Annotated in this window: 17 protein-coding genes, 2 tRNA genes and 1 pseudogene; 13 read left to right on the top strand and 7 right to left on the bottom strand. The window is 41.6% G+C overall.

Features of this window, described 5'->3' with window-relative positions:
- Positions 1-57: 57 nt before the first annotated feature.
- The 3 genes from AOC03_RS02730 to AOC03_RS02740 all read left to right on the top strand — a co-directional run bounded on the left by AOC03_RS02730 (position 58) and on the right by AOC03_RS02740 (position 5,034).
- On the top strand, positions 58-2,412 hold the full coding sequence (locus tag AOC03_RS02730; protein ID WP_062533491.1) for an FdhF/YdeP family oxidoreductase: 2,355 nt from the start codon (positions 58-60) through the stop codon (positions 2,410-2,412).
- 75 nt (positions 2,413-2,487) lie between these two features.
- Positions 2,488-3,537 (top strand): formate dehydrogenase accessory sulfurtransferase FdhD, encoded by a 1,050-nt coding sequence (locus AOC03_RS02735; protein WP_227514275.1) that lies wholly within the window; start codon positions 2,488-2,490, stop codon positions 3,535-3,537.
- Positions 3,538-3,834: 297 nt separating this feature from the next.
- Positions 3,835-5,034 carry a globin domain-containing protein gene (locus AOC03_RS02740; protein ID WP_062533492.1) on the top strand — a complete coding sequence of 400 codons (1,200 nt, stop codon included), beginning with the start codon at positions 3,835-3,837 and terminating at the stop codon, positions 5,032-5,034.
- A gap of 107 nt (positions 5,035-5,141) precedes the next feature.
- Here the strand turns inward: AOC03_RS02740 and AOC03_RS02745 are convergent, their stop codons facing one another.
- Positions 5,142-5,600: a hemerythrin domain-containing protein gene (locus AOC03_RS02745; RefSeq protein ID WP_062533493.1), complete on the bottom strand. Its 459-nt coding sequence runs from the start codon at positions 5,598-5,600 to the stop codon at positions 5,142-5,144.
- A gap of 164 nt (positions 5,601-5,764) precedes the next feature.
- Between AOC03_RS02745 and AOC03_RS02750 the strand changes: the two genes are divergently transcribed.
- The 8 genes and pseudogenes from AOC03_RS02750 (at position 5,765) to AOC03_RS02780 (ending at position 11,345) form a co-directional block, all read left to right on the top strand.
- The gene (locus AOC03_RS02750; protein WP_062533494.1) at positions 5,765-6,412 is read left to right on the top strand and encodes a DsbA family oxidoreductase; all 648 of its coding nucleotides are present in this window, start codon (positions 5,765-5,767) and stop codon (positions 6,410-6,412) included.
- A gap of 98 nt (positions 6,413-6,510) precedes the next feature.
- Positions 6,511-6,864, top strand: a complete 354-nt coding sequence (locus tag AOC03_RS02755; protein WP_062533495.1) for an ArsR/SmtB family transcription factor — start codon at positions 6,511-6,513, stop codon at positions 6,862-6,864.
- 116 nt (positions 6,865-6,980) lie between these two features.
- Positions 6,981-7,199 (top strand): annotated as a pseudogene (locus AOC03_RS12920) (ArsC/Spx/MgsR family protein); the annotation flags it as partial.
- A 150-nt stretch (positions 7,200-7,349) separates the two neighbouring features.
- Complete coding sequence (gene arsH, locus AOC03_RS12835; RefSeq protein ID WP_420480449.1) at positions 7,350-8,066, top strand: arsenical resistance protein ArsH; 717 nt, start codon at positions 7,350-7,352, stop codon at positions 8,064-8,066.
- A 42-nt stretch (positions 8,067-8,108) separates the two neighbouring features.
- A complete protein-coding gene (locus AOC03_RS02765; RefSeq protein WP_062533496.1) occupies positions 8,109-9,419 on the top strand; it encodes an arsenic transporter in 1,311 nt (436 codons plus the stop codon).
- A gap of 358 nt (positions 9,420-9,777) precedes the next feature.
- Entirely contained in the window at positions 9,778-10,176 is a 399-nt protein-coding gene (locus AOC03_RS02770) for a hypothetical protein (RefSeq protein WP_062533497.1), read from the top strand.
- Between the two features lie 149 nt (positions 10,177-10,325).
- Positions 10,326-10,619, top strand: a complete 294-nt coding sequence (locus AOC03_RS02775) for a hypothetical protein (RefSeq protein WP_062533498.1) — start codon at positions 10,326-10,328, stop codon at positions 10,617-10,619.
- 237 nt (positions 10,620-10,856) lie between these two features.
- A complete protein-coding gene (locus AOC03_RS02780; protein WP_062533499.1) occupies positions 10,857-11,345 on the top strand; it encodes a M48 family metallopeptidase in 489 nt (162 codons plus the stop codon).
- 112 nt (positions 11,346-11,457) lie between these two features.
- On the opposite strand, the gene AOC03_RS02785 is transcribed toward AOC03_RS02780, so the two are convergent.
- The 4 genes from AOC03_RS02785 to msrB form a co-directional block, all read right to left on the bottom strand.
- Positions 11,458-11,534 (bottom strand) — tRNA-Asp (locus tag AOC03_RS02785).
- 54 nt (positions 11,535-11,588) lie between these two features.
- A tRNA-Val gene (locus AOC03_RS02790) sits at positions 11,589-11,664 on the bottom strand.
- A gap of 250 nt (positions 11,665-11,914) precedes the next feature.
- Positions 11,915-12,403: a glutathione peroxidase gene (locus AOC03_RS02795; protein WP_062533500.1), complete on the bottom strand. Its 489-nt coding sequence runs from the start codon at positions 12,401-12,403 to the stop codon at positions 11,915-11,917.
- A 163-nt stretch (positions 12,404-12,566) separates the two neighbouring features.
- The gene (gene msrB / locus AOC03_RS02800; RefSeq protein ID WP_062533501.1) at positions 12,567-12,992 is read right to left on the bottom strand and encodes a peptide-methionine (R)-S-oxide reductase MsrB; all 426 of its coding nucleotides are present in this window, start codon (positions 12,990-12,992) and stop codon (positions 12,567-12,569) included.
- 514 nt (positions 12,993-13,506) lie between these two features.
- Here msrB and AOC03_RS02805 point away from each other — a divergent pair.
- Positions 13,507-15,273 carry an aminotransferase class I/II-fold pyridoxal phosphate-dependent enzyme gene (locus AOC03_RS02805; protein WP_062533502.1) on the top strand — a complete coding sequence of 589 codons (1,767 nt, stop codon included), beginning with the start codon at positions 13,507-13,509 and terminating at the stop codon, positions 15,271-15,273.
- A 156-nt stretch (positions 15,274-15,429) separates the two neighbouring features.
- Here the strand turns inward: AOC03_RS02805 and AOC03_RS02810 are convergent, their stop codons facing one another.
- Together AOC03_RS02810 and AOC03_RS02815 are read right to left on the bottom strand one after the other, a co-directional pair.
- On the bottom strand, positions 15,430-17,034 hold the full coding sequence (locus tag AOC03_RS02810; RefSeq protein WP_062533503.1) for an inorganic phosphate transporter: 1,605 nt from the start codon (positions 17,032-17,034) through the stop codon (positions 15,430-15,432).
- A 559-nt stretch (positions 17,035-17,593) separates the two neighbouring features.
- Positions 17,594-19,405: an ATPase gene (locus AOC03_RS02815; protein WP_084785750.1), complete on the bottom strand. Its 1,812-nt coding sequence runs from the start codon at positions 19,403-19,405 to the stop codon at positions 17,594-17,596.
- Between the two features lie 346 nt (positions 19,406-19,751).
- Between AOC03_RS02815 and AOC03_RS02820 the strand changes: the two genes are divergently transcribed.
- Positions 19,752-20,465 (top strand): FFLEELY motif protein, encoded by a 714-nt coding sequence (locus AOC03_RS02820; RefSeq protein WP_062533504.1) that lies wholly within the window; start codon positions 19,752-19,754, stop codon positions 20,463-20,465.
- Positions 20,466-20,489: the final 24 nt, after the last annotated feature.

Below are 20,489 nucleotides of genomic sequence, written 5' to 3' on the forward strand. Positions count from 1 at the left end.
TATTCTACGCATATCATTTACTATTATTAAATCATTAGCCTTTATCAAGGATTTGTCATGCGCAAGATTCCTGTTTATACGCATCCTGCAGCCGGTTGGCCTGCGCTGATTGCTTCTGCTCGTAAACTGATGGATTACAAGGCGTTTTTGCGCGGTAGTATCAGTGTGTTAGGCAGCAACCAACCCAAAGGCGGCTTTGACTGTCCGGGCTGCGCATGGCCTGATCATAAAAGCTATAAAACACTGGATGTTTGTGAAACCGGTATCAAAGTGATTGCCAGTGAAGCGATGTCAACACGTGCTGATGCGGCATTTTTTGCCAAGCATACAGTGACCGAGCTGCAAAGGTGGTCGGGTTATGAGCTTGAGCATATTGGTCGCTTATCAGAGCCGCTATATTATGATGCAGCTCAAGACCATTATGTACCTATCTCTTGGCAGGACGCTTACGCACGAATCGCTCAGCAATTACAACAACTGGATTCACCAGATGAGGCGTTATTTTATACTTCAGGTCGCGTCACTAACGAGCCAGCTTTTATGTATCAGCTGTTTGTCCGTTGCTTTGGGACGAATAATTTGCCTGACTGCTCCAATATGTGTCATGAGCCAACGTCGGTGATGTTAGGTAAGCAGTTGGGTATTGGCAAAGCCACGGTAGTGTTAGAAGACTTTGAGCAAGCTAAGCTGATTATTATGTTTGGGCAAAATCCAGCCACCAATCATCCACGCATGCTAGAGATGCTAGCTCATGCGCACAAGCAAGGCTGCCGAATTATCTCTGTTAATCCCATGCGCGAACAAGGCTTACGTAAATTTAGAAATCCGCAAAAACCAACCCATATGGTGGCAGGACAAAGTGACATCATGGTAGATGATGTGATTCAGATCCAAATCGGCGGTGATGCGGCGCTGCTAACCGGTATCGCAAAATGGCTGATTGCAAATGATAAAATGAATAACGACTTTATCCAAACCCATACTTCAGGTTTTGAGACGTTAAAGCAATGGATTCAGCAACAATCATGGGCAGATATTGAGCGTGGTTGTGGTATTGCGCAGCCAGATATTATTAATCTTGCGGGTCTTATTGCTGACAGTCCAGCAACGATTTGCACGTGGGGTATGGGCATAACCCAGCACGTACAAGGCGATGATAATGTCGCCATGATTACCAATTTATTGTTATTAATGGGCATGATTGGTATTGACGGTGCGGGCGCGTCACCGGTTCGCGGGCACTCCAATGTGCAAGGCGATCGGACAATGGGCATTCATGAGCGCCCTAAACAGAGCTTACTTGACAGTATAGAGCACGTGTTTAATCATCCTATGCCGCAAGAGAATGGTCTTGATGTCGTTGCTGGTGCAAAAGCAATGATAGCGGGTAATATTAAAGTCTTTATGAGCATGGGCGGTAATTTCTCCGTTGCCGCGCCTGATACCAGTACCATTCAACAGGCATTAACCCAAAATCAGCTGAATGTTTTTGTGGCAACCAAACTCAATGAAACCATGCTCTATCCGGCTAAGCACAATCTGATTTTACCTTGCATCGGTCGTACCGAACGCTTAATCACCGCTCATGGCGAACAGTTTGCCACCATTGAAGATTCTATGTGCCGAATTGTAGCGACTCAAGGTCATCTAAAACCTATCAGTAAAACGCTAAAGTCTGAAGCACAAATTGTCGCCGATATTGCTACCCAACTATTTGGCGCTGAGTCCACAATTCCTTGGCAAGCCATGAGTGAAGATTTTGATGTCACGCGTGACTATATTGCGCAAGCCATTGATGGTTTTGAAGATTTCAATCAGCGTATCCGTACCGCTGAGCGCGGCTTTAATTTATATCATCCGGCACGCCATCGCGAGTGGCATACAGACAGTGGTAAGGCACAATTTGAAGTACCGAAATACTCCATTACTTATGTTGCTGATCAAATGGCAAATGATACAGCAAATCTTAAACGTTCATTAAATACGCAAATTATTACCAATCAACTTAATAATGCCCAATCTCATGAACAAGCAGTGTGGCAACTCACCAGTGTTCGCAGTCATGACCAATTTAATACCATGATTTTTGGTTATCAAGATCGCTATCGCCAAACCAATCGCCGCGATGTATTATTTATGCACCCTGACGAGATGAAGCGCTTAGGCTGGCAAAAAGGCGATACCGTCATGGTGTCACGCCAAGACAGTCATAATCAGGCACGAACGCTAGGACCACTTATCCTAACTGAAATGGATATTGCCGCCAATGCCGTCGCGACCTACTATCCTGAATGTAATGATTTGCTCGATTTAGACACTCATGCTCCCGACTCCCATATTCCCTCTTATAAGTCAGTCACGGTGGTTTTAAAAAGAGTTAAGGTAACTGATAAATTAACTGATTTAGCTTAAAAAGTATTGAGAATGGATAGGATTAAAGGATGACAGCTATTAATAAATTATGCGTGATATTAAGAATGAGCACTTATGACGTCTAATTATAAGTCTTTATTGTTAGATACTGAATTACTAGATATGGGCGTAACAGACGTGCCAGAAACGCCACTGGCGCGCGAGCATGCAACGCAGCAACACTCTTATTCTGGAATTAAGAATAAGCGCCATGGTATTAATAATATCAGTAGCAAGGTTATTAATAATGATGTTAATGATGATACGCTCCAGCTTGATATTCATAATGCTCAAGATAATTTGGTAGTAGAAGCGGCAGTGGCAATCGTTATTAATGGTATCCATTATGCGGTACTAATGGCGAGTCCAAGCCAGTTAGAATATTTAGCTATTGGTTTTTTATTTAGTGAAGGTTTAATTCAGCATAGTCATGAGCTGCTTGATTGGGAAGTGACGCAACTGACGGATAACGCCAATTTTTATAAGTTTAGCGACCATTCAAACGATGATATTAACGCATCAAAGCTCGTTGAACAGCTGCAAGATTACGATATTTATGTGGTGGAACTGGAGTTAAATCAGCGCTGTCATCAACGTATCCAAGACCAAAAACGCCAACTTTCAGGGCGTACAGGTTGTGGTATGTGCGGTATTACTGGACTGACGCAAGCGTTGCCCGATTTAAGCAGCTATGCGAAAAATAAGCCACAACACAATCAGCAAGATAACTCTCAAATTACAACCTATATGCCAACGCTCGATTATTTGTTAAATATACGCGCAAAAATTGACGCAGCACAATATACGCACCAATTAACAGGCGCAGTTCACGCTGCCGCCACGCTGCATCACGAGCAATTGCAGCTGTTTGAAGATGTCGGTCGGCATAATGCCCTTGATAAGCTGATTGGTTGGAAGCTGCGGCATAAAGCGGATATTGAGTGCGTGGTCATGACTTCACGATTGTCGATTGAGCTGGTACAAAAATCTATTCGTATCCAAATACCGTGGCTGGTTGGTATGTCCGCGCCTACCAGTACGGCGGTGCGTGTTGCTCAGCGCTACGGATTAGGATTGGCTGGCTTTTTACGTGATAATCGCGTGACTTATTATTCAGGGTTTTAACATTGTTAAGAAAAAGAGTATAATTAGATAGAGATATGCGCTAACCAGTTATTGATATCCTGACCTTTACTTCTCGCCTTATTAAGGTCATCAGCCAATAGAAAACCTCAAGCGCCTATACTTATAGCCTTGAGGTTTTTTTATGGGTTTAGCTGGAGCTTTAAAATCTGGAATTTTAAGATAATGGCGCTATCGGGATGTTGGGCAAAAGCAGGCTTAGGCAAAGCTTAATGCTGAACACAGCACTATTTATTTATGCTGAAACATTTATCATGCAACACTCAAAAGGACCATCTCATGGCTTCCACTCAAACCATTAATATTGTCAAAGCAACGGTTCCTGTACTCGAAGAACATGGCACCGCTATCACCAAAGTATTCTATCAAAATATGTTCGTTGAACATCCTGAGCTGCTAGATATTTTTAATGAAACCAATCAAAAATTAGGTCGTCAGCAGACCGCATTAGCATCGACCGTTTTAGCCGCCGCCAAGCATTTGGAAAACTTAGCGACCTTACTGCCACAAGTGACACAAATAAGTCACAAGCATCGCGCCCTACAAATTTTGCCAGAGCATTACCCCATTGTCGGTAAGCACTTACTTGGCGCTATTAAACAAGTCCTTGGTGATGCCGCGACGGACGAGATTATCAACGCGTGGGCAGAAGCTTATGATGAGATTGCCAGTGTTTTTATTCAAATCGAACACGGTATGTATGAAGCAGAAATGTGGGAAGGCTTTGCGCCATTTAAAGTCGTTGAAAAAATAGTCGCCGCCACTGATATTGCTGCGTTTACTGTCGTACCTGTCAATGATGGCGTAGACAACACGCAAAATATTGATTTGAGTAAACTCAACTTAACTGCCGGTCAATACATCACGGTAAAAACGGATCCTAAAAATAGCGACCATTTAGCCCTACGTCACTACTCTTTATATTCAGCCAATACCGATACGGGTATCCAATTCGCCGTTAGACGCGACAATCGTAACGAACATAATGGCTTGGTTTCCAACTATCTACACGATGAGCTACAAGTCGGTAATACGGTGCTATTGTCTGCACCAGCAGGTGACTTTGCTTTAGATGCTGCACTTATCACTCAAAATGAAATTCCATTAGTGTTTATCAGTGCAGGTGTCGGTGTGACACCAGTTCTGTCAATGTTAGAAGCGCAAGTGACCGCCAATCCTAAACGACCGATTATTTGGGTATATGCGTGTCAAAATAAAGACCATCATGCCTTTAATGAGACGGTTAATACGCTTTTAGAGTCAGCGGAGAATGTTCAAAAACATATCTTCTATTTTGAGGAAGGACAAATCTTAGATAACGCATGGTTAGACACCTTACCGAAGCCTGCGGATATTTATGTGTGTGGTTCAATGCCGTTTATGGAATGTATCATTGATGGTTTAACGTCGTTAGAGCATGGCGTTGATAGCGTTCATTACGAACCCTTTGGTCCTAAAATGAGCCTACAAATAGGCTAACGCTATTATTAAAACGTAAGCGCTTAAAATAAAAAAAGAGTATTCCTTAATAAGCATTTTTAAGGAATACTCTTTTTTTTTATCTTTTTTTATAGTAGTAGTGCTAATTATCGCTGCTCGTCTATGTGTTTAATATCATCTGGGCTCGCCTTATAAATGGCATCAAGCTCCTCTTCTGTGAGATATTTTCCCACTATCGGATACAACTCACGTTCCTCAAAGCGAATATGATCGTATAACGAAGTCGCCAGTTTTCTGACTTGAATAACCGTGATTTTATCGTCGCTATTTGTTGTCAGTTCATACAGCAGTCTATGCTGTTTCTCAAGAGTAGCCAGTACAGATGCAACCTCAGGATTGGCTGACTGATAAGGCAATAACGCATTAACGATTAAGTTATCTTCAATTCGGAAATGCTCGTGCATATCCGCCAGATAAGACGTTAATATTTGCCAATGTTTGGTTATTTCTTCAGGATTATCACCGCATTCTTTCGCATGGTGAGAGAGATTAAGACCAAGATGGTGTTGGCGGGATAAGGGTTGTAATTGTTTGGTGCGTTTCATCAATAAGCTCCTTTATAAATACTGCTAGAAAAACTGGCTGTAAAGAAAAATGTAATATAAGCCTCTAACCCAATCGTAACACACTAAATTTTGTAGGTTGTAATCTCACTTATCGTCAACCATATATTATTAACACCTACCAACCCCTATTAACGAGAACGACTATGCAACATTCAGATAAGCCATTACAAATAGATATCGTATCGGATATTGTATGTCCTTGGTGCGTCATCGGCTATCGTCAGCTTGTCGAAGCCTTAAAACAGACCAATACCGCGTATGAAATTCACTGGCATCCGTTTGAGCTAAATCCTGATATGTCACTGGATGGACAAAATCTGCGTGAACATTCAGCCCAAAAATACGGACGCAGTGCAGAAGAAGTGCAGGAAAGCCGCGATAGAATAACGGCAGCCGGTGCAGATGCCGGATTTGAGTTCAACTTTAATGCTGACACGCGGGTACATAATACCTTCAACGTGCATCAGCTGCTCCATTGGGCGCATCAATATGGACGCGCAAACGATTTAAAACAAGCTCTATTCAGCGCTCACTTCACCAATAATCGTGACCTCTCAAACAAAACTGTCTTAGCGGACGTCGCTGCAGAAATAGGCTTGAATCATGCCGAAGCGTTAGCCATTCTTGACGATCAGCGTTTTGCTAAAGTAGTGCGCGAGTCCGAACAACAGTCACGCTCACAAGGTATCCAAAGTGTACCGGCAGTTATCTTTAATGGTCAGCATTTAATCAGTGGTGCTCAAGGCGTCGAAAATTACAGCAGCATTTTAAAGCAGCTTGCTGCAATGTAATTACCTAGACCGTTCGCTTACTTTCATTACAAGAGAGTAATAGTGACCTCCCCTATTATTCTCTTGATTTATTTCCACATGTCTATATTATCGGACATATGGAAATAACTAATGCAACAGCCAGCTTTGCGGCACTCTCTCAAGACACTCGATTAAAAGCTTTTAGATTGCTGGTCAATCATGAGCCCGACGGATTACCTGCCGGTGAAATTGCTCGCCAGCTAGCCGTACCTCACAACACCATGTCAGCACATTTATCTGTGCTGGCGCGTGCTGGATGGGTAGTTTCGCAACGGCAAAGTCGTCAGATTATCTATCGCGCGTCATTATCACATATGGAAGCCGTCATTCAATTTCTATTACAAGACTGCTGTGCCGGTCATCCTGAATTATGTAGCGCCCTTTTAGATAACTTACTTGTAGATAACATAAACGGCTGTACAACCAAGTAATTAGGTTAAAAATTAATACGTATCCATTCAACAATACACAAAAATATAAGAACACTATGACACCGATAATTTTTCATAACTCTAACTGTGGTACGTCTCGTAATACTTTAGCGATCATGCAAGCTTCAGGTGAGCACCCAAATATAATCGAATATCTTAAAACCCCGCCGACTTATAACTACTTAATTGAGCTACTCGCTTTAATGAATATCTCGCCGCGTGAATTATTACGGCAAAAAGAAACGGTTGCTTTGGGGATAGATGATGCAAAATTATCCGATAAGCAACTTATTGACGCCATGATAGCGCACCCTATTTTAATAAATCGTCCTATTGTGGTCACAGATAAAGGGGCAGCGTTGTGTCGTCCTTCAGAACGGGTGTTTGAATTATTAGATAATCCAGTGAGTAATTATACAAAAGAAGATGGCAACGTTATCAAAAATCCTAACGCTAACCTGACGCTTGATTCGATAAGTAATCCTATTAGCCTTACTGACTTGCCTAACATTGATGTGAATGAACTACAGCCTATCGATATTGCCTCATTAATTGGGACAAGTGACCCGCAGCACCCACCCAAAATACTCGTATTATACGGCTCACTTCGTGAACGCTCGTTTTCTAAGATGGTCGCAGAAGAAGCCAGTCGCCTGTTGCGCTGGTATGGTTGCGAGGTGCGCACCTTTAACCCATCAGGGCTACCGCTGCCCGATGATGCCGATGTGAATCATCAAAAAGTTCAAGAGCTACGTGAGCTTGCGCAGTGGTCAGAAGGCATGCTTTGGGTCAGTCCCGAACGCCATGGCAGTATGACCAGCATTATGAAAGCACAAATTGATTGGATACCACTATCGCTTGGTGGCGTGCGTCCGACACAAGGCAAAACCTTAGCCGTCATGCAAGTCAGTGGCGGCAGTCAGAGCTTTAATACCGTCAATCAATTGCGTATTTTGGGTCGTTGGATGCGCATGATTACCATACCCAATCAATCCTCTATCCCGAAAGCTTTTTTAGAATTCGATGATAACAATCGTATGCTGAACTCACCTTTATATCAGCGTGTCGTCGATGTCTGCGAGGAATTGGTGAAATTCACATGGCTCACGCGCGGACGTGCCGCCTATCTGACGGATCGCTATTCCGAACGAGTGGAAAGCGCAGAACAAGTCTCACAGCGTGTCAATCAAAAATCGCTATAACGTAAATTACCTTTCACATCGTTGGTTTATTAAGGCGACTTCATGTTAGCACTAGCGATTTTTATCGTGACCTTAATCTTAGTAATTTGGCAACCTAAAGAATTAGGCATTGGATGGAGTGCCTTGGGCGGTGCATTAGTGGCACTGGCTTTTGGTGTGGTGCATTTAGCCGATATCGCTATCATATGGGAAATTGTGTGGGACGCGACTTTTACCTTTGTTGCGCTGATTATCATCTCACTCATTTTAGATGAGGCAGGATTTTTTGGTTGGGCAGCCTTACATGTGGCGCGATTGGGCAATGGTCAAGGACGACTTTTGTTTCCGATGATTGTGATGTTAGGCGCATTGATATCCGCATTTTTTGCTAACGATGGCGCAGCGTTACTGTTGACACCGATTGTTATCGCTATCCTACTACGACTTGATTTTTCACCCAAATCAGCATTGGCTTTTATTATTGCCACTGGCTTTATTGCCGATACGGCAAGTTTACCGTTAGTTACTTCTAATCTGGTTAATATAGTCAGTGCTAATTATTTTGATATTGGTTTTGGTCGTTATGCTCTTGTCATGGTTCCGGTCAATATCGTTTCTGTGTTAGCAACGCTAGTGGTGTTATGGGTCGTATATGCGCGCCACATTCCAACGACTTATTCAACCGCCCATCTCATTTCACCACAGTCTGCTATTATCGACCCTTTAGTTTTTCGCACTGCTTTTCCGCTTCTAACGTTATTACTGGTGGCTTATTTTGCTACTGAATCTTTGGGGTTACCAATATCCTTGGTCACTGGTGCCGCCGCCATTATATTAATGGCAATTGCCTCGCGGTTTTGGCGAAGTGGTTGCGGCGCAACGATTTCTGTGCGCAACATTCTCCGTAAAGCACCTTGGCAAATCGTCTTATTTTCAATCGGTATGTATTTAGTCGTTTATGGTTTAGGCAATGCGGGACTTACTCAATATGGGGCGCAGATACTCAATTGGCTCGGTCAACAAGGTAATATTGTTGCCACATTAGGCACGGGGTTTTTATCCGCGGTTGTGGCTTCGGTCATGAACAATATGCCATCAACGTTAGTGGGTGCGTTGGCAATTGACAGCGCCCAAGTTCCCGCAGCAACGCGAGAGCTGATGATTTATGCCAATGTTATTGGTAACGACTTAGGACCCAAATTCACCCCCATTGGTAGCCTAGCAACCTTGTTATGGTTACACGTACTGGCAGAAAAGGACTATCGAATCAGCTGGGGTCAATATATGAAAGTTGGACTACTCATTACACCGCCCGTCTTACTGGTCACGCTATTGGCTTTGGTGTTTTGGATACCTATTTTACCCAGTGTTTAATTCACTTTTTTATGACTGTTGCGCAGTTATATTACAAGCTTTGACCACCAGTTTTCACTAGCAGCGCCACCTCATTTATCACAACAAAACTAAATCATAATCTCGCCATTACCTGCATTTAACAAGGCACTAGCAGACAGGTAATAAGTACACGCCATTCAGCCACAGTCGTTACTTTTCTTTAAGTTTCATAAATCTACGCAACACCAGAATCGTTTATCATTTCCTTTGTCGATAGAACAAAATATTACCAGCCTATTTGAGCAATGTATTCTCAAACGACTGAGTTTCAAACAAAGTTTCTCCAAAACTAATATCGAATATCGAATATCAAATATAAACTACAAAGGAAATAACGATGAAAATTACTATGTTAAAGAAAATAGCCGTAGGCTCAGTATTAGCAATCTCTACCTGTGTAGCCATGGTTGGTCAAGCCAACGCAGCACCGTATAACCCTACGCACCACGGAATGAATGTAAATAGCGGTTCATTATCTAAATTGAACTTAACCAGTAGACAAAAAAGCCAAATTCAAGCCATTCAAAAATCGAATCATAACAATGGTAAAAATGGCTATAAAAATAACTATGCCGCAATTTCAAAAGTGCTGACCGTATCACAGCGCAATCAGTTAGAAAAAATGAGAGCTCAAAATAGAGCGCAACGTGGTCATCAAAATGGTCATAATCAAGGCAAATACAACCAGAACAAGCATAATCAAAATAATATATACAATCAAAACAATCGTCGTTAATCATGCAAGGTAGATTTGATAGCGCTATTAAACCTCTCATTAATATAGGTTTAATAGCGCTTTTTAACTGAGTTTAAGTATTCAGTTTAGGTTCTAGCTCATCACCCATATGGTGAGCAACGATATATGTACAAAGGAATAATCTAACGATGAATCATTTTGCTCGTATAAAACCCCAAGTACTACTGAGCTTAACAACACTTGCACTCGCAATAGTACCCGTTACCTCTTCGTTTGCCATCCTACCAATGGCAGCAGAAATTTTTCAACCAGAATCTGCTGCTATTATTGCTACTAACGAAAAAACACTAACCGTTGACCATGTTTTTTCTAGCGAAAATAGTTTCATGGTTGAAAATGATAGGATGACAACTGCCAGTAATAAAAATAGCGCAAATTGTAGCAATAACGGTAAGCAAGTGACGGTTTTCACCCCTCAATGACAGTCTGTATTTCACCGCTAAACACCCTATCTCTTCGCTATAGAATGGCAGACGCTGATAATTATATCGCTACTTAAAATAGTGATACAATCAACAGAGCAGCATTAAAAATACAATTTAAAGCACATCCAAACCATGTATGTCTTCTTATATGGTTGTCCTAATATTTTGCAGTGCTGCAAGCATTCGTTGATGATACTAATCACGCACTAAAGCGTAGCGTAAAGGATAAAATCGGTGACTACCTTAAAGTATATTGCTCATTACCCCGAACATATTCAATCCCAAGCAGCCACACTGATTAGCAGTGGTCGTTTAGGAGACTATATTGAAAAAAACTATCCCAGCAAGCATCAAATACAAAGCGATAAGGCGCTATATGACTATGTAAACGAGATAAAAAATCAGTATATGCGCAAAAACAGCTCACTATCTCAAGTCAGTTATAATAGTAAACTTAAGGTACTTAAAGATGCGCTGGGCGTGCATATTTACCAATCTCGGGTGCAAGGTAATAAGCTCAGAGCACATAATAGCATCACGGTAGCGAGCTTATTCAAAGAAGCGCCACCGGAGTTTTTGCGCATGATAGTCGTGCATGAACTCGCCCACTTTAGAGAAAAAGAGCATAACAAAGCTTTTTATCAATTATGCTGCCATATTGAGCCTAATTACCATCAGTTTGAGCTAGATACGCGCTTGTGGTTGCACTGGCGTGAACAATAACCCGCCTGACACACAAGCCGTTTAAATAAACGAACACAAAAAAACCTCAAGTAAACGAATACTTGAGGTTGAAACTTTGCTTAAACTTAAAAAGTTAACTAAGTTTTAAATATGGCGCAGCGGACGGGACTCGAACCCGCGACCCCCGGCGTGACAGGCCGGTATTCTAACCAACTGAACTACCGCTGCTTAGGTCGTTTTTAGCGTCTTGCTCTTATTAAGGAGCCCACTTCGCTAAAAGAGTGGTGGGTGATGACGGGCTCGAACCGCCGACATTCTGCGTGTAAGGCAGACGCTCTACCAACTGAGCTAATCACCCTGAATTGCTTTATTAACTAGAGGAGTCATTCTTTAGTTAACATTTGAAATATCTTAATGATAAATCTAACAGCGTTGGAACTCATTAAAGCCCGTTGCTGTGGGTGCTCATTATATAGATTTATAGTGGCGTGTCAAATATTATTTACCTTTTTGTAGCTTATTTTATGACTATTTACGCTTAATTCTGACAAGTTATTGTTTTTACTGTCTTTATATTTTTATATACGCTAAATAATTTTGCTAAGTGATTACTGACGATTGGCTAATGCTTGTTCAATATCTGCTTTTATAGCTTCAGGCTTGATGGTAGGTGCATAGCGATCAATGACTTGCCCATCACTACCCACTAAGAACTTAGTAAAGTTCCATTTGATACCATCGGTTAACACCCCACCCTTCTGCTCTTTTAGCCAGTCAAAGATTGGATGGGCATTGCTGCCGTTGACATCTATCTTTGCCATCATTGGAAAAGTTACGCCGTAATTCTTTTGACAAAATGCGCCTATCTCATAATTACTACCAGGGTCTTGGTTACCAAATTGATTACAAGGAAAGCCGATAACCATCAATCCTTGAGCTTTATATTGTTGATACAATGCCTCTAAACCTTCAAACTGCGGGGTAAAGCCACATTTACTGGCGGTATTGACGATAAGTAACACTTTCCCTTTATAGTCCGCAAATTCTTGCGGTGTACCATCCATATGCTCGGCGCTAAACTCATAAATAGTGCTCATAATATGTCCTTATTTTAATCGATTATTTTTATGATTGATTTAAAAACAATTTATTTAAACGACTTCAACTGATGGTTCATTAGTAAGAATAGCCAGTTAGTAGGATAAGTGTGTTTAATTGACACACTTATCCTACTAGCAATCGGCACAATTTTCTAATGAGCTACTTATCTTCTTTATCTAAATCGATAGAGACTGAATTGATGCAATAGCGCATACCAGTGGTCTCACGTGGACCGTCAGGGAATACGTGCCCTAAATGTGCATTACAGTTACTACAAGTAACTTCTGTGCGGGTCATGCCTAGTGAGTTGTCCACGTGCTCTGTAATAGCCTTATTATCGATGCCTTGGTCGAAACTTGGCCAGCCACAACTGGCTTCAAATTTGCTTTCAGAGTCGAATAATTTAGCACCGCAGCCTTTACAGCGATAGATACCTTTATCGTTAGTGTCGTTATAAACGCCAGTAAAGGGACGCTCAGTGCCTTTTTCGCGCATGACATGATATTCGTCAGCGCTGAGGCGTTGTTTCCAATCTGCTTCTGTTAACTGTGCAATCTCTTCTTGAGTCAGTTGATGGTCTTGCATGGTTATTCCTTATTTAGGGTTCAGGTGTATCCTATGAATAGCAATACTGTCTGCCAAGATATAATATTTCCTACTGTTCACGCAATGGCTCTGTATCATTTTTACTTAATCTTTACTAAATAGTCACGCTATTATTTACAGTTTATTCAATCACTTAATACATTATTAAGATTTTTTATAAAATAGATGCTAATAGAAAATCAGCTTCGCAAATGCGTTATGCTTAGCTCGCATAATCAGTAATCTAGCAGTACCAGCAGAGAGATAATTGCAAGTTATGCTTGCAATTATTACAAAAAATGGCTTGCTCTTAGTATATTAATACCATAAAATCTTGCATTAACAGTTGGATAAAGCAAGATAATCTTGCTTTATGATTCACAACGAATACGACCTAATATTATTAGAATAACTTAGGCATATAAAAATATTAAAAAATAATGGTTTTAATGGATACGCATTAAAGATTACCAAAGTAAATTTTGTGAAATTTATATAAAAGGCTTGAACGATTATGAATAGTGACAAGGATAAACAGGCTCAAGCTGAGCGTTTAGCAAGGTTGCGCCGTGACAAAGGCATGACCGCTGAACAATTAGCACAGGCAATGACCCAAGCTGGCACAAAAGTCAGTCGCGGCGCTATTTCTAATTGGGAGCGTGGTACTAATGGAATTGTTTCCTCAAAGCTTCCGGTACTGGCGCGTATCTTAGGCTGTAGCGAGGGCTATTTATTAAGAGGCGATCTGAACGTTGCTATTAATGATGACAATGCTACCATTAATAAGAATCAAGATAACAAAGCGCATAATAATCAAGCAGACAGTAACCAAGCGGACAACAACCAAACCACAATGGACAATAATAAGAAGGGATTTATGACTACCAACGCAAATCATACGAGCGAGCAAGAAGCTACCTTAGATACTGCTAGCAGTACGCAAGATACCCCTGATTCACCCTTGATGACTCAAAACGAGCATTTAGAAGCTATGGCTCACCCAAACAAACAACCCTCACCCGATAGCACAACTATGGATGGCAGTTCTATGACCTTATTAAAAAAATCTGATAAGTTACAAAACGTTTGCTATGACATTCGTGGTCCATTATTGCAAACAGCCAATAAGATGGAAGCGGAAGGTCAACGTATTTTAAAGTTAAACATTGGTAATCCAGCTCCTTTTGGTCTACATGCGCCACATGAAATCCTACGTGATGTGGCACTGAATTTGCCTGAAGCGATTGGTTACTCGGATTCACAAGGTATCTTTGCGGCCCGCAAAGCGGTTTTGCATTATTACCAATCAAAGGGCTTACATTCTGCTGTTAATGTGGGCGATGTGTATTTGGGTAATGGCGTATCTGAATTAATCGTCATGACTATGCAAGCATTGCTGAATGATGGTGATGAGGTGTTGATTCCAATGCCAGATTATCCATTGTGGACAGCGGCGACTAACCTCGCTGGTGGTACTGCGGTACATTATCGTTGTAATGAAGACGATAATTGGCAACCTGATATCGAAGATATTAAATCGAAAATCACCAGCAAGACTAAAGGTATTGTGGTTATTAACCCCAACAACCCTACTGGTGCCTTATATTCAGATGACATCTTAAAGCAAATCATCGAAGTGGCTATACAGCATGATTTGATTATTATGGCTGATGAAATATACGATCGCGTTCTTTATGACAATACCGTACATACACCAATGTGTACCCTGACTGATGATGTATTGGTGCTATCTTATAATGGTCTATCAAAATCACACCGTATTGCAGGTTTCCGTGCGGGCTGGATGATGTTATCAGGTAAAAAACAGCATGCATCTGACTTTATTGAAGGTCTGACTATGCTTGCGTCAATGCGTCTGTGCTCAAACGTGCCAGGACAATATGCCATTCAAACCGCAATGGGCGGCTATCAAAGCATGAAAGAGCTGACCTCAGAAAAAGGTCGCTTACACAAACAACGTGAGCTTGCCATTTCACGCCTTAATGCCATTCCGGGTATTTCATGCACCATGCCACAGGGTGCTTTCTATTGCTTCCCTAAAATAGATCCTGCCGTATATCCTGTTAAAAACGACATGGATTTTATGATGGACTTATTGCTTGAAGAAAACGTGTTGATGGTACAAGGTACTGGCTTTAACTGGGATGCGCCTGACCATTTCCGTCTCGTGTTCTTGCCTAATATGCAAGATTTAGAAGATGCGATGGATCGCTTGGATCGCTTCTTTGCTAAAAAACGTCTGCAATATGGTACAAACTAAGCTGTGATAGACAGTACGAACGGATCATTCATAAGATAAGTTCGTACTGTCTGATTTTAAATGTAAAAAAACGCTTATGGGCTTGATGCCGATAAGCGTTTTTTTACATTTAAAGGAAGACATAAAGCCTTATTTACCGACTCTATGGCTTAAAAACTAAAAGATGCTGGTTAATATCATATAACTGATTGCCGACATTAAAGCTGCGGCAGGAAGGGTAATAATCCACGCCAATCCAATAGGCTTCATCAGCGCCCAATTGGTGTCTCTATTGACGATACCAATGCCCAAAACCGCACCAACTAAGGTATGCGTACTTGATACAGGTAGACCCATCGTTGATGCGCCCATAACGACAGCAGCAGCAGCAAGCTCGGCTGAAAAGCCAGAAGCCGGATGCATTTTTGCCAAATTTGTACCAACCGTCTGAATCACTTCTTTACCAATAAACCATAAACCTACAATCAGTGCGACACCAAAGGTTAGCATGACAGCAGGTGGTACTGCTGCTTCTGTAGCGATGGTATTAGTACGGATAACGTCCATAATCGCAGCAAAAGGACCAACAGCGTTGGCAATATCGTTTGAGCCATGACTAAAGGCAAAAGCAGACGCCGTAAAGACCTGCATCCAGCTAAACATGATAAAGGTGGCTTTGGTCAAGTCTTCTTTATGCTTACCGCGTATACTTTTGGTATAGATAAAGGTAGCAAGCCACACTAGTGCTGCGATCATGCCCATGATCAATAAGCCATTTAGATTAGTCATATCACCATTGACGTTTTTTAGACCTTTAAACACCACCATCGCCGTCATGACTGCCGCGCCTGCAGCAGCGATAATAGGTACCCATTTTTTCAGTGCTTTTAGGGTATCAAGGTTGCTACGCTCGTTTTCAAGCTCATAAAGTTCTTTGTAATAATCTGTTTCTAAATCTTCGACAACGCAATCATCATCTCTATAGATTTCTTGATCACGTAACATCGCTGAGGTATAAGCCAACTGTTCTGACTCTGTCAAGCTGTCTAAATATTGTTTGTGCGTTTGCTTTAGCACTTTTTTATTGTCTTTTAGAGTGACAAGATGCGCCTCTGTTCTATCATTGTACTCAATGATATTTTTCTTAATCTGACCATATAAAATATAAGAAAGCACGCCGCCTAGTAGCGGTGATATTACCCAAGAAATAGCGATCGTGCCAATCTGACCCCAATTTACGGCAGATAACGCCATTTCAGTACCACCTAAAGTGACACCCAATACAATGGAGCTGCCCACTATACCGCCGATAATAGCGTGCGTGGTCGAAACGGGTAGACCTTTTTTGGTGGCAAACAGTAGCCAAAATGCAGCAGCGATGAGCGCTGATAGCATGACATAAATGAACTGATTGGGTGTGACTGATAAACCATCTAAATCGACAATGCCGCTACGAATGGTATTGGTCACCTCACCGCCTGCCAGCACTGCTCCTGACACCTCAAATATCGCAGCGATACCGAGCGCCTGCGGAATCGTTAACGTCCCTGCCCCAACTGAGGTACCAAATGAATTGGCAACGTCATTACCGCCAATATTAAATGCCATAAAGACACCAAAAGCCGTGGCAACAATAAATAGCGGCGTCTGCTGGTGCAAGGTGTAATCGAAACCCCACCACAAAAAGTAGCTGGTCATCCCGACTAGAAGAAGGGCGAAAAATATATTAACTTTCATAGTGCCGGTGCTAGCCGGCTTTATAGACTGGTTGCTAATACCCATAGATTGGTATGCCTTGCGTAAACTGGGTGAAGATAATGCAATTGATAGCATTGCTTGTATGTGTGCGCTGTATCAATAAACAAACAGCACAACTCTATAAGTGACGTAGACTTAGTTTATAAAAATGAGGTCTGACGTAAGTTATAGAGTACATACATTAGACAATGCCATCTCCTCTTAATTTAAAACTAATATAAAACGGTAGGCGCAGATTACTTTGAATAATCAGCTGCCATTAGAGTGAAACTAATTATAATAAACGTGTATTAAAAAACGTAAAATGAAAGCGATACGGCAGGTGACATAACAGTAGACAGCCAAACAATTAGCAATTAAAGCGACTTTATATGACGTCACTTTTGTTGCTTATCGTTTTATAACTTAACTATTCCACTGTATGTGCAGGCAGTGATGACAGACGAAAATAAAATGATAAATAGGCACGTAAATGGCGATACTATTGATTTGCGTCTGTTATCGCGTGCCTATTATATTCAAAATACATACATAATGCATGTTGAAGATGATAAATTTTTTAGGACAACGATATTAAAAGAGGTTATAAACTGTTTTCAAGCTGCGTAATGGCGTGTTCAAGTACCTGCAAACGCGCATAGCGCTTGTCATTGGTCGCCACTACACACCACGGCGCAGCAACGGTATCAGTACGTGCCAGCATATCTGCCGCTGCTTGTACATAGTCTTCCCACTTCTCGCGGTTACGCCAATCTTCATCGGTGAGTTTAAATTGCTTGTGCGGGGTGTCATCACGACTTTCAAAGCGGGCTAACTGCTCTTTTTTATCAATGGCCAGCCAGTATTTCAGCACAATGGTGTCGGCTGCCACTAAATCTCCCTCAAAGCGATTAATCTCGGCATAGGCGCGTTGCCATTCATCAGCAGTTGCCAAACTCTCAATACGCTCAACCAAAACCCTGCCATACCAGGTGCGATCGAAGATGGCGATACGACTAATACGGTCAGTTTGCTCATTAGGAAGTCGCGTCCAAAACCGCCACAAATACGGATGCTGTAATTCATAGAGCATCGGTGCGCCAATATTATAAATTTGATATTCGCGCGGATCAAGAGGTGCAACTAGCCTTTTAATCGCCCCGCCCTTGCCCGCTGCATCCATACCTTCAAAGGCAAATACTACATGACGACCGCCACGCGCGCGTAAAAGCTCAGCAAGCTTGGCTTGTTTTGCAGCAATCTGCTCATGATAAACAGCTTTATCAATGTCAGGATTACCAATATCTGTCAGTAATTTGGGTATTTCGACTGGCGTAAATATCAATAAATCTTGACGCAAATTTGTATTGGCTGAATTTTCATTAGCCAAATTTATGTTATCAGCCGCTTTAGTAGATTTATCATTACCGTTTTTATCAATCTGACTAGTATTGCTATCATTACTGCTAAGGTTATCGTCAACAGACACATGACTACTGGCTAGTGCACCTTGCATTGCTTGTAGCACTTCATGACAAAAACGGGTCGCTGCCTGTGATTTATCTCCGCCATCAATGATGACCCAGTCGCCTTGTTGGCTCAACAGCATGGCTGCAACCTCGTTAAATTGTGCTAAGACCTCAGCATTACTCCAATCCATTTGGTATAAAAACTTGGGATCCACTTCCTCATCATTTAACCGCGCTTGTAGTGTTTCAGCATCGACATGAAACCAACACTTTAGTAATTTGGTGTGGTTAACCGCAAGGTCACGCTCAAAAGCCTGTAGTTCAATGAGTTGCTGCTGTAAATAATCTTGCCACTTTGCAATAGGAAGCGCTTGCTTTAAATCTGGCTGCTTATTTTTAGCAGTTTTATTTTTAGCGGATTTTTTATTACTTTTCTTATTCTTAGTAGACTTTTCATCACTTGGGAAATCAGTGCTCACCATGCGCATGATGTTATATAGCAAGTCGGCATACCAGTTACCAAAATAAACCATCACATCACCGTGACGCGGCATGGCTTTGATATGCGCCTGCCAAATCGGTTGATGGTTTAATGAGGGATAACCAATCGTCGCCTCAACTTTTAATAAGCGCGGATCGACCCATTCCCGCAGTTGTGTGACCGCCGTGCCCTTACCTGCCTGCTCCATTCCATTAACCAATACTAGCAGCCCCGTCGGTTTATTGGTCGTTGGCGGTGTTTGCTGACGCGTGGCGCGTAGGGCAAATTGGGCAGTAACTAATGCCAATCTAAGCGCGTCTTTATCCATCGAAAACTGACTTAACGGATTAGGGATGAGAAGCTGATTGATTACGTCTTCACTAAATTGGGCACTCACAGCTTGTGGAAGTTGCGGATTTTCAGACAAGTGATTTTCTTGCTGATGCTTTGATTTATTTTTTGGCATTTTTATTCTCATTATCATATGATTAATGGTGATGATTGCATATCAGTCATTTATAAATACATATCGGTCATCTATGAATAATAGCACTCGTAGAAACTGTAAATCGCATTGCTGTGTAACCATTTGGCATTTGTATTCTGTCTTACTTTATTTTAAGGTGACGGACTATAATAGGAGAATGCTTTATACTAACGCTTATTAACGCTTTTATAATAAGCCGTTTTATAAGCCTTCAATTTATAACGGTGCGGTTTATACCTATTTTTTTATAAGCAATGCCCTGAAAGCTTTTAGACTTAACACTATTTTTTTACCAATTATTTTTATTTATAGAGGATTGTCTGCCATGTCTGCATTATCTGAGCTACAAAACCATTTAACCCGTTATTGGGCGCTGCCTTACCACCAAGACGCTGCTCTTGAATCTAAGCTTGTCGAAGTTCAAGCATGGCAACGGGCGCGTATTCAGCGTACACATAACGAATTATTTGAGCAGCCAAAAAACAGACCGATGGCAGATTATTTTCTTACCCAATTGTATGGTGGTGGCGAATTTAAACTATTAGCCAAACAATTAGAACGTATTTTACCTAAAGCTAAAAAGCTTGAGCGCTTAGCAAAAGAGACGGTACTTGAGACGGGTAGTTTAGCGATTCAGGCAGCAATTTTAGCGATTGAATTAGATATGCACTTGGCGGAATGGTTATTGGCGCAAGAGTTGCCAGTTAATGAAGAAAATATGCTTGCTGCTTATCAAGCGGTTGATGAAGCAGGCGAACGCCGTACGCAAATCAATAATCTTAAAGATGTTTGTTATCGTACAGATAAGTATCTCAACTCGTTTATGTTAAAAAAGGTATTTGCACTGGCTAAAAACACTGCCTATAGCCATAACTTTCAGCCAATGTATGACTTTATCGATGCCGGCTTCAAAGCAATGAAACCACTTGATAGCGTTGGTGGTTTTATTGAACCCTTCTGCAAGCGTGAGCTGCTGATTATTGACCAAATTCATGCGCCTGCCAATAAAGGCAACGTTTCTGCATTTGCTGTATCATAGCTTCATGGCGTTCCATTGATAAAC

It is taken from the genome of Psychrobacter urativorans (assembly GCF_001298525.1).
Taxonomy (GTDB): domain Bacteria; phylum Pseudomonadota; class Gammaproteobacteria; order Pseudomonadales; family Moraxellaceae; genus Psychrobacter; species Psychrobacter urativorans_A.

Coding starts and splice junctions, on each gene's coding strand:
- AOC03_RS02730 (WP_062533491.1), top strand. CDS start 58: ATGCGCAAGATTCCTGTTTATACGCATCCTGCAGCCGGTTGGCCTGCG.
- AOC03_RS02735 (WP_227514275.1), top strand. CDS start 2,488: ATGACGTCTAATTATAAGTCTTTATTGTTAGATACTGAATTACTAGAT.
- AOC03_RS02740 (WP_062533492.1), top strand. CDS start 3,835: ATGGCTTCCACTCAAACCATTAATATTGTCAAAGCAACGGTTCCTGTA.
- AOC03_RS02745 (WP_062533493.1), bottom strand. CDS start 5,600: ATGAAACGCACCAAACAATTACAACCCTTATCCCGCCAACACCATCTT.
- AOC03_RS02750 (WP_062533494.1), top strand. CDS start 5,765: ATGCAACATTCAGATAAGCCATTACAAATAGATATCGTATCGGATATT.
- AOC03_RS02755 (WP_062533495.1), top strand. CDS start 6,511: ATGGAAATAACTAATGCAACAGCCAGCTTTGCGGCACTCTCTCAAGAC.
- AOC03_RS02765 (WP_062533496.1), top strand. CDS start 8,109: ATGTTAGCACTAGCGATTTTTATCGTGACCTTAATCTTAGTAATTTGG.
- AOC03_RS02770 (WP_062533497.1), top strand. CDS start 9,778: ATGAAAATTACTATGTTAAAGAAAATAGCCGTAGGCTCAGTATTAGCA.
- AOC03_RS02775 (WP_062533498.1), top strand. CDS start 10,326: ATGAATCATTTTGCTCGTATAAAACCCCAAGTACTACTGAGCTTAACA.
- AOC03_RS02795 (WP_062533500.1), bottom strand. CDS start 12,403: ATGAGCACTATTTATGAGTTTAGCGCCGAGCATATGGATGGTACACCG.
- msrB (WP_062533501.1), bottom strand. CDS start 12,992: ATGCAAGACCATCAACTGACTCAAGAAGAGATTGCACAGTTAACAGAA.
- AOC03_RS02805 (WP_062533502.1), top strand. CDS start 13,507: ATGAATAGTGACAAGGATAAACAGGCTCAAGCTGAGCGTTTAGCAAGG.
- AOC03_RS02810 (WP_062533503.1), bottom strand. CDS start 17,034: ATGGGTATTAGCAACCAGTCTATAAAGCCGGCTAGCACCGGCACTATG.
- AOC03_RS02815 (WP_084785750.1), bottom strand. CDS start 19,405: ATGCCAAAAAATAAATCAAAGCATCAGCAAGAAAATCACTTGTCTGAA.
- AOC03_RS02820 (WP_062533504.1), top strand. CDS start 19,752: ATGTCTGCATTATCTGAGCTACAAAACCATTTAACCCGTTATTGGGCG.